The sequence below is a fragment of the Peptoanaerobacter stomatis genome, assembly GCF_000238095.2.
GTDB classification, from domain to species: Bacteria; Bacillota; Clostridia; order Peptostreptococcales; family Filifactoraceae; genus Peptoanaerobacter; species Peptoanaerobacter stomatis_A.
This window is the reverse complement of sequence record NZ_JH815225.1, coordinates 63,795-77,897: the sequence shown is the minus strand read 5'-3', so window position 1 is coordinate 77,897 and position 14,103 is coordinate 63,795. Positions and strand designations below refer to the sequence as shown.

Here is a 14,103-nt window from a genome sequence, read left to right as displayed (position 1 = left end):
TTGTTATGTAATTGTTAAAATTTATATCTATAAAATATAACACTAATATTGAAACATCTTGGATACATTTATTATAACCGCAAATATTTTTTCCAATGCTTCTTTATGTTTAGGATTTTTTATATTATCTTTTACATTCTGAATAATGACTTGCTCTCTTTTTATGTCTTGGACCGGCAAATTACGCTCCCTTTTATAATTACCTATGAGTGTTGATAATTCACATCTTTGTTCCAATAATTCTACTATTTTTAAATCTATTTCATTTATTTTATCTCTGTAATTTATAAGCCTATCCATTCTTACACCTCCTTTTATAAGAATAAATAATTTAATCACTACATCATAATTGATTAATAGGTCAATATCACATAGTGTATACAAGCCCTTCTAAATTATCATATTCACTAACTACCAAGTATGATGCGTTTAGTCTGCACATTATCTCCTTTAATATGCAAACTCCTGCAAATATCACATCCGCTCTTTGTGGTTGCAAACCTGTTATCATCTGTTTTTCCCTTAAAGTTTTCTTGCTCAAATCACAAAAAACTCTAAGCAAATCATCATAATATATTTTAGAATTATGCACTCTTTCGCTTGAATATGGCGATAATTCTTGCAACATAGATGAAATAGAAGTAGCTGTTCCACCTATTCCGATAAATTTTCCTATCTTATATGTTTTTAATATATCTATTGTCTTATTTATCGTCATATCTATATAATCGTGTAAGTTTAAAATTTCAAATTCTGTAGGAGGATCCGTTTTTAAAAATTTTTCTGTCATCCTAACAGAACCTATATCTTCACTTTTTGAAAAAATCAACTCTCCCAAATTGTTAGCAAGTATAAATTCTGTAGAACCTCCACCTATGTCTATTGTAAGCGTATAATCTTTTTTATCAAGCAGATTTTTAACACCTAAAAAACCTAAATTAGCCTCCATTTCTCCGCTTATAATCTCCACTTCAATACCGGTTTTTTTCATAGCTTCATTTATAAATTCTTCTCTGTTTATGGAGTCTCTAAGGGCTGATGTACCTATAACTTTTATCTTTTCACAATTTTGTTCTTTTGCCATATTTACAAAATTCTCTAAGGCACTTGTATTTCTGCTTATAGATTCTGCTGATATTCTTTTGTTTGCATCTACATCTTTGCCCATTTTTGTTATTTGCACATACTTTTCTCTATTGCTTATAATATTTTTATCGTAATCTGCAATCAGTAATCTCATAGAATTTGTACCTATGTCAACAGTAGCTACTTTCATAAAACCCCCTTTTAATTAGTTTTTTCTTTGTTACTTTTACTTGTATCCACATATACTTTTTCGTTAGGTTTTACCATTTTCAGTTTCTCTCTGGCTTGTTTTTCTATAAATTCATGACTGTCCACCATTTTTAGCTCTTTTTTTAACTCTTTAAGCTCTTCTTCTTTTTCTTTATACTCGTACTCTACATCTTTATATATTGAGTTCAATGCCGAAATCTCACGTTTCTGATTATATATGGTAATCAACAACGAAAAAATACAAACAGCTATTATCCCTTTTACAAGCAACATCGAATAATCTTTATCAGGTTTCTTATCATTTCTCTCTTTTTTTTCATCTGAATTTTTGCTCATACTTTTTACATCATTTTTGTAACTTGGCGTTTTCATCCCTCTATTACCTCGTACATCAAAGATGCTTCTTCTTTTTTCAAATGTTCTTTTATATCTACAACTTTAACTTTATATGAGCTCTGAGGAAACTGTACCTGTATTATATCGCCTATTTTTATCTGAGTTGACGGTTTTGCCACTTTTCCGTTTACACTGACTATTCCGTTACTTGACGCATCTTTAGCAACTGTTCTTCGTTTTATAATTCTTGTAAGCTTTAAATATTTATCCAATCTCATAGCAACCTCGATTTTTTATTACAAATAGCAGTATTTTTATATTATATTTATATTTTTTATAATTTTACTCTTCATCATAATCAAAGTTAAATGAAGTATTAATGATAAAATGTATATTTCTATAAATTTTAATACTAATCCATAATAGAATATATAGATGGTTTATGTGAGAAATCTATAAATAGTGTTATATTTTTATTAAATTTACACAATGCTATTTTTCTATAATTCTATTGAATTTTAGTATAAGATATTTTTTGTAAATTAGACTTATTCGATAACATTATAAAAAGTTGATAAAATATATTGCTATTTTAATAATAAAAGAATTTTTTATTTTTTTCTTCAAACAAAGTTATTTACAACTATATACTATAAGTAATCGAACAAGTCTATTAAAGATTTTACAAAAATGATATAATTATTTTATTTCAAATATTTTTTCAGCTATTTGTATCGCATTTGATGCGGCACCTTTTCTTATATTATCTGCTACATCCCACAAATTTATTCCGTTTTCTGTAGAAAAATCTCTTCTTATTCTGCCTATATACACTTCATCTGTACCTGTTGCGTTTATAGCCATAGGATATTGGTTATTTTTCACATCATCCACTATTACTAAGTTCTCTACCTTTGACAACTCATCATATATATCTTTCATCTCAAACGGCTTTTCAAACTCTATGTTTATGCTGACACTATGTGAATTCATTACAGGCACTCTTACTGTTGTAGCAGTTATTTTCAAATCATCTCTGTCAAGTATTTTTCTTGTTTCATTGATCATTTTTTCTTCTTCTCTTGTATATCCGTTATCCAAAAATTCATCTATATGAGGCAGACAGTTGTTAAAAATTGGATGAGGATAATTTGTAGGAGGATTTCCTTTCATTCCTTCTTCCAAATCTTTTATTCCTTTAAATCCTGAACCTGATACCGCCTGATATGTTGAATATACTATTCTTTTTATCTTAAATCTTTCATCCAATACTTTTAAAGGCATAACCGATTGTATTGTTGAGCAATTCGGATTTGCTATTATTTTAGAATCGTATTTTTTTATATCTTCAAAATTTACTTCCGGTACTATAAGCGGAACATTTTTATCCATTCTCCATTGACTTGAATTATCCACAACAATTATACCTTTACTTGCAGCTATTGGTGCAAATTTTTTACTTGTAGAACCTCCTGCAGAAAAAAGTGCCAAGTCCAAATCTCTATCAAAAGAATTTTCTCTAAGTTCTTCAACCTCATACTCTTTGCCACCGAATTCTATCTTTTTGCCTGCTGATTTTGCAGAAGCAAAGAAATATATATTATTTATAGGAAACTTTCTTTCCTGTAAAACTTCTATAAAAGTACTCCCAACTCTACCTGTTGCACCTACAACAGCTATATTTAAAGCCTTTGACATATTAATTTCTCCTTTACTAAATATGATTTTGTTTTATACATTCAAACAAATTATTTTTATATTACAAACTGCTCTGTTTTAAGTTAATTATGCTTAAAATTATTTTATTATATATTATATTTTTTCAGCATTAAAATTACAATAAAATATATTGTAAAATTTTTTAAAATAAATTTACAAAAAAACTACGAGCATAAATAAACCCGTAGCAATAAATATATGATAATATATTTCTATTTTAAATTTTATATGAAACTACATTCTGAATTTAGGGTTTTTACTTACTGCTTTCGCATTCATCATTTGGAATTTAGCTTCTTGGAATTCTAATATATTAAAAGATTTTTCTTCATATACGACAACATAGTTTGCACCTAACTTCATCTCCGGTTTTTGGAATGAATAGAATTTTTTCGATACTTTTCCGTTTTTAATTATTATAGAATATTTTCCTATTTTCCTCTTAGGCGGAGTTATTGTCAACACTTTTCCATCAAAATATAATTTTTTTCTTTTATAAGAGATATACAACCTTATAAGTAAAGCTGCAACTCCTCCGGCAATAATTATAAAAGGTATTTTTAAAAATATATTTTTTATATAAAATGCTAAAAATATACTAAGCAGCATTATAGCGACCATAATACCTATTCTTATAATAGCTTTTTTTCTTAAATCGTTCAAATATTACACCTGCTTTCAATATTAATTGATGACATTATATATTATGCCTTAGTTTACAAGTATAATATATTTTTATAATTTATGCAATAAAATAATACTAAAATTTTAGTTTTAAAATACCGTATATGGGTATTATAGAAATAGGTGATGATATGAATATAATACATTGATTGAATTGCTTCAAGTGCCTTCAACTTTTGTTTTAATATTCAATCTTCATATAAGTATTTTTCTTATCATCACTTATATTTTTATTTTTTATAGTCAGTTTTTAAATAACAAGTTTTCATATATTGTTATTTTTTTATTTTCAATAATTATTTATACTTAAATCAATAAACTACATATTCAATTATTTATAACAAGTGGTAAATTATATAAATTTATTCTCATTTAAAAAAGATAATCTGTTTATACATATTCTAAATCAAATTTGCTAATAAAAAGCTGTATTTGTAAAATTAAAATGTTTCTTAATGATTATCTTAAAACAGAATAATTATACTATTTATATTATAAAATTATATGTGTTTTTTATAGCATTAACTGACTAAAAAATTTATCATAATAGTTTTTAAAAACAGGAGCAATCACTATGAAACAAAAATATGATGTAAAAGGAATGACTTGCAGTGCTTGTCAAAGTGCAGTTTATAGAGCAGTATCAAAAATTGATTCTGTATCAGATGTAAATGTAAACCTTATGACTAATACTATGAGTGTAGTATATGATGAAACTAAATTAAATGACAACGATATAATACAAGTTGTTAAAAATGCCGGATATGACGCTTCTTTACAAAACGCAAAAGCAGAAACCAAAAACTCTACATCTGATGTATGGGAAGAACAGTTAAAATCTATGAAATTAAGGTTAAAAATAAGCATTCCTCTTACAATACTTCTTATGTATATTTCTATGGGACATATGATAAATATGCCGTTACCTGATTTTTTAACAGATACAAAAGGAGCTGTAAATTTTGCATTTACGCAATTTTTAATAGCTCTACCTGTAGTGATTATAAACGGTTCATATTTTACAAAAGGCTTTAAAACTTTAATTAAGCGTTCTCCTAATATGGACTCTTTGATAGCCGTAGGCTCATCTTCTTCCATGATTTACGGTATATTTGCAATATATAAGATGTCCTACTCTCTCGGAATAGGAGATTTAAATACTTTACATCATTATCATCACAATCTTTATTTTGAGTCTGCTGTTATGATACTTACGCTTATTACTCTCGGAAAATATTTTGAAACTAAATCCAAGCGTAAAACTAACGAAGCTATAACTTCTCTATTAGATTTAAGACCGCAATTTGCACATTTAGTAAGTGATGATACAATAAAGGATGTGTCAGTAGATGATGTAGTTGTTGGTAATATTTTACAAATAAAATCAGGTGAAAGCATACCTGTTGACGGAATAATAATATCAGGTAATGCAAATATAGATGAATCGGCTATAACAGGTGAAAGCATACCTGTTGAAAAAAGTATAGGCGATAAAGTAATAGGTGCAACAATAAATAAATCAGGTGCATTTGAAATAAAAGTGATAAGTACAGGTTCTGATACTGTACTGTCCAAAATAATTGAACTCGTAAAAGATGCTAACGCTACAAAAGCGCCTATTGAATCCATGGCTGATAAAATAGCAGGAGTATTCGTTCCAATTGTGATGTTACTTGCTGTTTTAACTTTTATAGTATGGAAAGCTTTAGGATACGATTTTGAATTTGCTCTTAATCTCGCAATATCTGTACTCGTTATATCCTGCCCTTGTGCTCTCGGACTTGCAACTCCTGTTGCAATAATGGTAGGTAGCGGTAAAGGCGCTCAAAACGGTCTGTTGTTTAAAAATGCCGAATCACTTGAACTGATGCAAGGTCTTGACACAATAGTTTTTGACAAAACAGGTACACTTACTCAAGGTAATCCGGCTGTTACTGATATTATACTTTTACAAGATTTTGATGAAAAAGAGTTTTTAACTCTTGCCTTATCATTGGAAAGTAATTCACAACAACCTCTTGCTCAAGCAATAGTTAATTATAGTAAAAATTTTTCATCAAATAAAAAAGTATCATCCTTTGAAGAAATTTCCGGCAGAGGTGTAAAAGGAATCATAGATGAAAAATCAATAATAGCCGGCAATATTCAATTTATGAATGAAAATAATATAGATACGGATTTCTTCACAAAATATTCCGCTCAGTTACAAGAGCAAGGAAAAACACCTGTATTTTTTGCAATAGATAATAAACCTGCAAGTATAATAGCAATTGCAGACATAATAAAAAACACGAGCAAATCAGCAATAGATGAATTAAAATCGTTAAACATAAAAACTGTTATGCTCACAGGCGATAATAAAAAAACTGCAAATTATATAGCAGAAAATTTAGGTATTGATGAATGCTACAGTGAAGTAATGCCTAATCAAAAAGATGAGATAATAACAAATCTTAAAAATCAAGGAAAAACTGTAGGGATGGTCGGTGATGGAATAAATGACTCTCCTGCACTTGCAAGAGCCGATGTAGGTATCGCAGTAGGTGCAGGTACAGATATAGCAATAGAATCAGCCGATGTTGTGCTTATGAAAAGCGATCTGCAAGATGTTGTTACAGCGATTAAACTAAGCAAACAAACACTTAAAAACATAAAAGAAAATCTATTTTGGGCATTTTTCTATAACATACTTTGTATACCTTTAGCTATGGGAATATTTTATCCGGCATTCAAGTTGAGCTTAAACCCTATGATAGGCTCATTAGCTATGAGTTTTTCATCTGTATTTGTCGTATCTAATGCACTTAGATTAAGAAACTTCAAAGCAGATAAAAAAGTGGAGTATGTAAAAGAACAGATTTCTTTAGATGTAAATGTAATATTGATTAATAATAATAAAATTTCAGAAAGATATACTGTAAAAGGAACAGAAAAAATAAATAATGCTGATAATTCAGCTGAAAATATAATTAATACATCAAAAAGCGAGGTAAACAAAATGAAAAAAATAATGTATATTGAAGGTATGACTTGTAAGCACTGTAAAGCAAGAGTTGAAAAAGTATTAAACGAATTAAACGGAGTAACTGCCACCGTAAATCTTGAGGAAAAGACAGCAGTGTTGGAAATGGAAGATAATATAGACAATGACATCCTAAAAAATACAGTTGAAGATGCCGGATATGACGTCAAAAATATTGAATAGTATGTGGTGATAAAATGCAAGCCGACTATAAAAAAATACGAAAAAAACTAAATATAGCTATGGGACAATTAGAAGGTGTTTCAAGAATGGTAGATAAAGACAGATACTGTATTGATATATCAATACAGTTAATGGCAGTGACATCAGCCCTAAAATCTATAAACAAAGATATATTACAAGCACATTTAAATGGCTGTGTAACAAATGCCATAGAGACAGGCAACAAAGAAAACATAGACGAAAAATTAGGTGAAATTGTAAAAATAATAAGCGGTCTTCAATAAATATATTTAAATTTATACAAAAATTCTCTTTATTTTATACACTATATGTGGTATAGTAATAGAGAATTTTTTTATTTTTATACAATATATAGATTTTAGGAGAATAATTTTGAAAATAATTAAACGCAGTAGCGAACAAGTAGATTTCGATATAAAAAAAATCGAAATTGCAATAAAAAAAGCATTTATAAGCGTAGGAATTGAGATAGATTACGAAGAACTTTCAAATATCGCTGCAATAGTTGAAAGTAAAATAATAAATACATTTCCAAAAGACCACATTGTAACAGTAGAAGAAGTACAAGATTTGGTAGAAATAACTCTCATAGAAAAAGGTTATTATGCCGTAGTGAAATCGTATATATTATATAGAGCATCTCATCATACGATGCGAAAAACAATTGAAGACTTCTCAATTTATTTTAAAGATAAAGATATATTGAAAACCATGAAAAAAATACAGGAAGATTTCAAAGAAGATTATTATAATCTATCATTTCTATATGGAAAATTCTCATCATTTGCAAAAAATAATATGAATGAAGATGACTACTTATCCATACTTATAAAAGCCTCAAGTGAACTGACATCTAAAGAAGCCCCAAAATGGGAATTTATAGCCGGCAGATTTTTAGCTTTACAAATAAATACATCCATAAAAAGAGAAACAGAAAAACTCGAAATTTACAGCTTTAAAGACAAAATTAAATATCTGTCAAGCAAAAATCTATACGGTTCATATATTTTAGAAAATTACACGGATAGTGATATTGACACACTTGAAAAATATCTTGATTATGATAGAAACAATCTCTTTAACTACAGCGGTTTAGAGCTTTTATCAAAAAGATATCTTATAAAAAATACAGACGGAGTTCTCCTTGAAAATATGCAGGAGATGTTTATGGGAATAGCTATGCATCTTGCTATACCTGAAAAAGAAAATAAAATTTACTGGGCTAAAAAAATATATGATATGCTGAGCAAGCTTAAAGTTACAATGGCTACACCTACCATATCAAATGCTCGCAAGCCGTTTCATCAATTATCTTCATGCTTTATAGATACTGTGCCTGACAGTTTAGACGGAATTTATCGTTCTATAACGAATTTTGCACAAGTCTCAAAACATGGTGGAGGAATGGGATTATATTTCGGCAAAGTGCGTGCTATGGGTTCAGATATAAGAGGCTTTAAAGGAATAGCAGGCGGTGTTTCAAGATGGATAAAATTAGCTAACGATACAGCCGTAGCAGTGGACCAATTAGGCGTAAGACAAGGTGCTTGCAGTGTATATCTTGATATATGGCATAAGGATATACCTGAATTTTTACAATTAAAAACAAATAATGGCGATGACAGAATGAAAGCTCATGATGTATTTCCGGGAATATGCGTTCCAAATTATTTTTGGAAACAAGCCAAAGAAAATATAAATTCAAATTGGTATATGATGTGCCCTCATGAAATAAGAGATGCAAAAGGCTATGATCTTGAAGATTATTTTGGAGATGAATGGACAAAAAAATATCTTGAATGTATAGATGACAGCAGAATAGAAAAAAGAGTAATATCTGTAAAAGATATGGTAAGACTAATAATAAAATCTTCTGTAGAAACAGGCACTCCATTCATATTCAACAGAGATATAGTAAATAAATACAACCCTAACTCCCACAAAGGCAATATTTATTGTTCCAATCTATGTACTGAAATTGCACAAAATATGAGTCCTATAGAAAGCATAGATACGACAATACAAATTATTGACGGTGAAGAAATAGTCGTAGAAACAACAAAACCCGGAGATTTTGTTGTTTGCAATTTGGCATCTCTCGTATTAGGCAATATTGACGTAAATGACAAAGATGAACTGCAAGATGTAATAAAAACAGTTATACGAGCACTTGATAATGTAATAGATTTAAACTACTATCCGCTTTCTTACACACAAATAACAAACAAAAAATATCGTGCGATAGGATTGGGTACAAGCGGATACCATCACACACTTGTGAAAAATGATATAAGTTTTCAAAGCGATGAGCATCTGAAATTTGTAGATGAACTGTATGAAAATATAAACTATTTTGCAATAAAAGCCAGCAACGAGCTTGCTATTGAAAAGGGTAAATATTCTTTCTTTGAAGGTTCCGACTGGCAAAATGGAAACTATTTTGAAAAAAGAAATTATAATTCCACAAGATGGCTTGAGCTGAAAAAACAAGTAGCTGAAAACGGACTAAGAAACGGATATATAATGGCTATAGCACCTACAGGCTCCACATCAATAATAGCCGGAACAACAGCAGCTGTAGATCCTGTTATGAAAAGATATTATCTTGAGGAGAAAAAAGGTCAGATTGTTCCAAGAGTAGCCCCATCTCTAACACCAAAAACTTTTTGGCTATATGAAAACGCACACGAAATAAATCAAAACTGGGTAATAAAATCTGCAGGCATAAGACAAAGGCATATAGATCAATCACAGTCTGTAAACCTATATATAACAACCGATTACAGTATGAGTATGATTTTAAACTTGTATATAAAAGCGTATGAAGAAGAAGTAAAAACACTGTATTATGTGAGAAGCAAATCACTTGAAGTAGAAGATTGCGACAGTTGCAGTGCATAAAAAACCAAAAACGGCTATTATCAATAAAGTTTTGATAATAGCCGTAATTTTATTTATTATTTAATAAATCTTTAAGTTTATCTTTGTCAATAGATATATTTTGGGTAGCCATCTTGTTTTCAAGTGTTGCCTCTTCAACTACCTCTTTTCTAAGTATAGACACTGTCTTCGGGGCATCAAGTCCTAATTTTACTCTTCCATCTGATATTTCTGATATTTTTATCTCTATTTTATCTCCGCTATCAGTATTTATGAGAATTGCCTCCCCTACTTTTCTTTTTAAGACAAGCATTATTTCTCCTCCTTGCCAAAGAACTCATATCTTATAGGATATGAATCATCAAGGATTATTTGCATTCCTTTGTTATTTGACTTGTTAAATACTATCGGAGCTTGAAGATTCGTTCTGATTTTAGTTATATCTTCGGGTATAACTACTACCGTCTTTATAACTACATCTTCTTCAGATTTTATATCCAAAGCCTTCAAAACATTATCAGGCACATCAAAGCTATAATCAGAGTTTACTAAAAAAGGATCCATTACCGCAAATGCTACTAATTCATCTATTGCCTGTAAATATTCTACAAATATATCGTCTTCTTTTATTAAAATAAATCTGTTAAGGTCTTCATATCCGAGCATACCGTCTTTTAATGTCAGTATATCTTCATCTTTTACTTCAAGCTCTCCATAATAATTTGTGTTTATTTTCATAACTCCCCCTCATCAAAGTTAGAAGTATATTACATATCCATATTCTCAAAAGGTTTAAGACTTTCATCTATTTGCTTGAATTCCACTTCTAATTCTTTATACATACTTTTTAAGTCTTCTATCATAACTATATCACCAATATGTTTTTCACAATAATTTTGTGCTATTGATAAAGAATGTAGATAACCTTTAAGTTGATCTCTTCTTTGTAATACTTCTTTTATAAGCATTTGTACAGCCTCCTAAAATATAAATTTAATTTATATTAATTATATTATAAACTTTCAGAAATTTCAAACAAAAACTGTTAGCATTATCTCAAAAAATCTACAAGAGACGGTTGTATTATCTTAGCTGTAACTGACAGAGATGCTCTATATACATATTGAGCCACCATCATCTTCATAGAAGTTTCATTATAATCTGTATCTCTTGTATCTGACAATAACTCACTATAATTCAATTTCACATCTTCAGTTCTCTCCAACATGAGATTATACATATTAGTTCTTCCGCCACCAATACCTTGAATCTTTTGAGTATTTTTGGCATGATAATCGACTACATCCAACATCCTTGACAAGCCTTTTGAATTACCTTCATCCATAAATTGCATAAGTCTGTCCATCATTTCAAAAAACGGCATCATTTCACGAGTTGGCTCTTCATATGCAGTTTTATGAGGCATATATCCTACACTTGAATCTATAGAAGACGGTTTTTGATTATCAGATTCCACTGTTACAGAAACATCTTGATTTACAGCAATTTTTACTTTTCCTGCTCCGTCATATGATATATTTATCATCTTTTTATCAAGCGGAGGATTTATCTGTGATAATTTTTCTTCTATTTTAGCTTTTATATCATTAGCTATTTGCTCTTTTATCTCTGCATCTGTATAAACTCCGCTACCGTCAGGTTTTTCTCTTTTATATGTCTTATTTATAGTGAGGTCATTTATTTCTATATTAGGCAATATTTTATTAGTAGTAGCATTTCCGTTCTCATCTTTTTGATATCTCTGTATATTCATTTTAAGATTCATATATACGTGAGTATCATATTTTGAGTATTCTGCCGGATCTGTTCCTGCAGACATCGGATCCGGATTCGGTATATCTATATCCATTGCAGGTTTTGTATCCGGATTCGGTGTTTTTGGAGAATCGTCAAATGTGGTTTGAGTCAATGTTCCCGCAGTATTTGTTATCTCCATTTTCATATTGCCGTCTGTAAGCAACATCAGTTTTCCATTTTTTACTTCCACTTTTATCTTGCTCGTATCAAGCGGAGGTTTATGAGATGCCGCTTTTTCACTTATATTAGCTTGTAAATCTTTAGCTATCTCTTTTAGTATATCATTCGGTGTTTTATTTGTACCGTCATCATTTTTACCTGAATAAGTCTTAACAAGAGATATATTGCCAAGGTCAAATATCTGTGGCGGATAATTAGTATCACCTATCGCCAAATGTCCCGGTGTTCCGGATGTTGGCGGTGTTGCAGGATTTACTCCAGGATTCGATATAAGAACATCTCCGCCTGCTTGACCATAACGTTTATATTCTGTAAGTTTTAAACCAAAATTGAAATTTACAAGAGAGCTTGCTCCTGCAGTCGGTGTAGTTACATTAAAATCAGTTTCATTAATGACAGGATTACTGCTCGGATTTGCATTAGGATTATATGTTTGTGTTGCAGGTGATGTCGCTGATGTTATACTTGCAGCACCTGATGTATTGGTAAGTTTTACTCCATATTCTCTATCTACTATAAGTCTTGGTTGTTTTGTCGCAGGATCAACAGTAACTTTTACAGTATCTGTTGGTAAACCGTTCTTCATAAGCTGAGCATTTATTTGAGTTTGTAAATCAGCTGCTATCAATTTTGCAACTTCTTCATCGGTTTTTCCTGTTTTATCATATTCTTTTGACAGTGTTATGTCTTTAAGTTTTATTGTCGGTGTCTTAGGACTTGTATTTATGATATCTCCATTGGCATCCTTATTATATTCTGTCAATTCCATATCAAAATTAAAATATGCCCTTACAGTATTACCTGTGTAAACTAATTGACCTGATGTAACTCCAAGTTCAGAATTTTTATTTATTGTAGGCTGTGTAGAAGTTTCTTTTGTTTTTTGTATCTCTTTTAAAGCTAATTTATCAGCTTCTATTTTTCCGGCATAATCTTTATCTGTAACCATAGAGATTTTTCCGTCATCATTTACAAATTGTACTGATTGTTCAAGCTCTTTTCTAATTTCTGCTTCTTTAGTAGGATTAGACGGATACATTTCTTTTGCTTTTTTTGCTATTTGTGCTCTGAGTGATTTATTTAAATCTTCAACAATTGCATTTATATCGCCTTTTTTGTAACTTCCGTAAAAGCTTACTTCTCCTAAATCTATTTCATTTCCATCTAAATCAGTAAGTTTTGTTGTTTTTTCGTATTTTTCTTCTACTTTGTCATTTTCTTTGTCTTCTGCTTCCGCACCTGCTTGAGTGTTCAAATTTGCAGTATTTTTATCATAATAATCTTTAGGTTTTTTATATTTTTGTAATTTCACTTTCATTTTAGCGCCTAATACTGACTGCGGTTCATCAGTAAAAGGTATGGCTTCTACAGCTCTTGTTTTAGTAGTGAAATTCTCATTACCGAAAACTTCCACTCCTGTAAAATTGATATCTGTCTTTTGTCCTACACCTATATTGTAGTTTATTTTTTCGTATTTAAGACCTGCTAAATCAAGCTCTTGATTATATTTCCCTTTTTCATCCACAAACTTATGATTAGTTTTATATCCTGAAAACTGATATCTTCCCATATAATCATCATTAGCCAATTCTGTTGCTGCTTTTTTTAATTGTTTTATTTCTTGCATTATTTTTTGCTTGTCTTCTTGAGTTTTCTCTCCTGATGCAGCCTGTACAGTAAGTTCTCTAACTCTTTTTATTATGTCGGACAATGTATTTAATGTAACATCTGTTTTTGATGTCCACGAATGTGCTGCTTGCAAATCCTGTTTATATGTTTCATTTACTCGTAACTCTGTCGTAAGACGCATCGTTCTCGCCACTCTTAAAGGATCGTCCGACGGTCTGTGAAGATTTGTTCTTGAGGACATATCATTGCTGTAATCATTCATTCTCTGCAAATTAAGATTTTGGTCCAATAATGTTCTGGCTATTTGCATCGACTGTGTTATTCTTATCATATGC

Annotated in this window: 13 protein-coding genes; 3 read left to right on the top strand and 10 right to left on the bottom strand. The window is 30.0% G+C overall.

The annotated features are described in order from the left end of the window. Positions 1 to 42 precede the first annotated feature (42 nt). The 6 genes from HMPREF9630_RS00315 to HMPREF9630_RS00290 form a co-directional block, all read right to left on the bottom strand. Complete coding sequence (locus HMPREF9630_RS00315) at positions 43 to 300, bottom strand: chorismate mutase (RefSeq protein ID WP_009526553.1); 258 nt, start codon at positions 298 to 300, stop codon at positions 43 to 45. A gap of 67 nt (positions 301 to 367) precedes the next feature. Next, the gene (locus tag HMPREF9630_RS00310) at positions 368 to 1,276 is read right to left on the bottom strand and encodes a Ppx/GppA phosphatase family protein (protein ID WP_009526552.1); all 909 of its coding nucleotides are present in this window, start codon (positions 1,274 to 1,276) and stop codon (positions 368 to 370) included. 11 nt (positions 1,277 to 1,287) lie between these two features. Further along, positions 1,288 to 1,668, bottom strand: a complete 381-nt coding sequence (locus HMPREF9630_RS00305; protein WP_009526551.1) for an FtsB family cell division protein — start codon at positions 1,666 to 1,668, stop codon at positions 1,288 to 1,290. Then, a complete protein-coding gene (locus tag HMPREF9630_RS00300) occupies positions 1,665 to 1,910 on the bottom strand; it encodes an RNA-binding S4 domain-containing protein (protein ID WP_009526550.1) in 246 nt (81 codons plus the stop codon). Before HMPREF9630_RS00300 ends, HMPREF9630_RS00305 begins: the two co-directional genes overlap by 4 nt. A 421-nt stretch (positions 1,911 to 2,331) precedes the next feature. Next, positions 2,332 to 3,330 (bottom strand): aspartate-semialdehyde dehydrogenase, encoded by a 999-nt coding sequence (locus tag HMPREF9630_RS00295; RefSeq protein WP_009526549.1) that lies wholly within the window; start codon positions 3,328 to 3,330, stop codon positions 2,332 to 2,334. Between the two features lie 255 nt (positions 3,331 to 3,585). Next, positions 3,586 to 4,014: a hypothetical protein gene (locus HMPREF9630_RS00290; protein ID WP_009526548.1), complete on the bottom strand. Its 429-nt coding sequence runs from the start codon at positions 4,012 to 4,014 to the stop codon at positions 3,586 to 3,588. Between the two features lie 595 nt (positions 4,015 to 4,609). Between HMPREF9630_RS00290 and HMPREF9630_RS00285 the strand changes: the two genes are divergently transcribed. From HMPREF9630_RS00285 to HMPREF9630_RS00275, 3 genes are all read left to right on the top strand, one after another. Continuing rightward, on the top strand, positions 4,610 to 7,240 hold the full coding sequence (locus HMPREF9630_RS00285; RefSeq protein ID WP_009526547.1) for a heavy metal translocating P-type ATPase: 2,631 nt from the start codon (positions 4,610 to 4,612) through the stop codon (positions 7,238 to 7,240). 14 nt (positions 7,241 to 7,254) lie between these two features. Further along, entirely contained in the window at positions 7,255 to 7,524 is a 270-nt protein-coding gene (locus HMPREF9630_RS00280; RefSeq protein WP_009526546.1) for a metal-sensing transcriptional repressor, read from the top strand. A 109-nt stretch (positions 7,525 to 7,633) separates the two neighbouring features. Then, on the top strand, positions 7,634 to 10,162 hold the full coding sequence (locus tag HMPREF9630_RS00275) for a ribonucleoside-diphosphate reductase subunit alpha (protein ID WP_009526545.1): 2,529 nt from the start codon (positions 7,634 to 7,636) through the stop codon (positions 10,160 to 10,162). A gap of 49 nt (positions 10,163 to 10,211) precedes the next feature. On the opposite strand, the gene HMPREF9630_RS00270 is transcribed toward HMPREF9630_RS00275, so the two are convergent. From HMPREF9630_RS00270 to HMPREF9630_RS00255, 4 genes are all read right to left on the bottom strand, one after another. Beyond that, positions 10,212 to 10,454, bottom strand: coding sequence for a carbon storage regulator (locus tag HMPREF9630_RS00270; protein WP_009526544.1), 243 nt, complete (start codon positions 10,452 to 10,454; stop codon positions 10,212 to 10,214). Continuing rightward, complete coding sequence (fliW, locus tag HMPREF9630_RS00265; RefSeq protein ID WP_009526543.1) at positions 10,454 to 10,879, bottom strand: flagellar assembly protein FliW; 426 nt, start codon at positions 10,877 to 10,879, stop codon at positions 10,454 to 10,456. Before fliW ends, HMPREF9630_RS00270 begins: the two co-directional genes overlap by 1 nt. Positions 10,880 to 10,908: 29 nt before the next feature. Continuing rightward, complete coding sequence (locus HMPREF9630_RS00260) at positions 10,909 to 11,109, bottom strand: hypothetical protein (RefSeq protein ID WP_009526542.1); 201 nt, start codon at positions 11,107 to 11,109, stop codon at positions 10,909 to 10,911. 83 nt (positions 11,110 to 11,192) lie between these two features. Next, positions 11,193 to 14,099 (bottom strand): flagellin N-terminal helical domain-containing protein, encoded by a 2,907-nt coding sequence (locus HMPREF9630_RS00255; RefSeq protein ID WP_009526541.1) that lies wholly within the window; start codon positions 14,097 to 14,099, stop codon positions 11,193 to 11,195. Between the last annotated feature and the right edge of the window lie 4 nt (positions 14,100 to 14,103).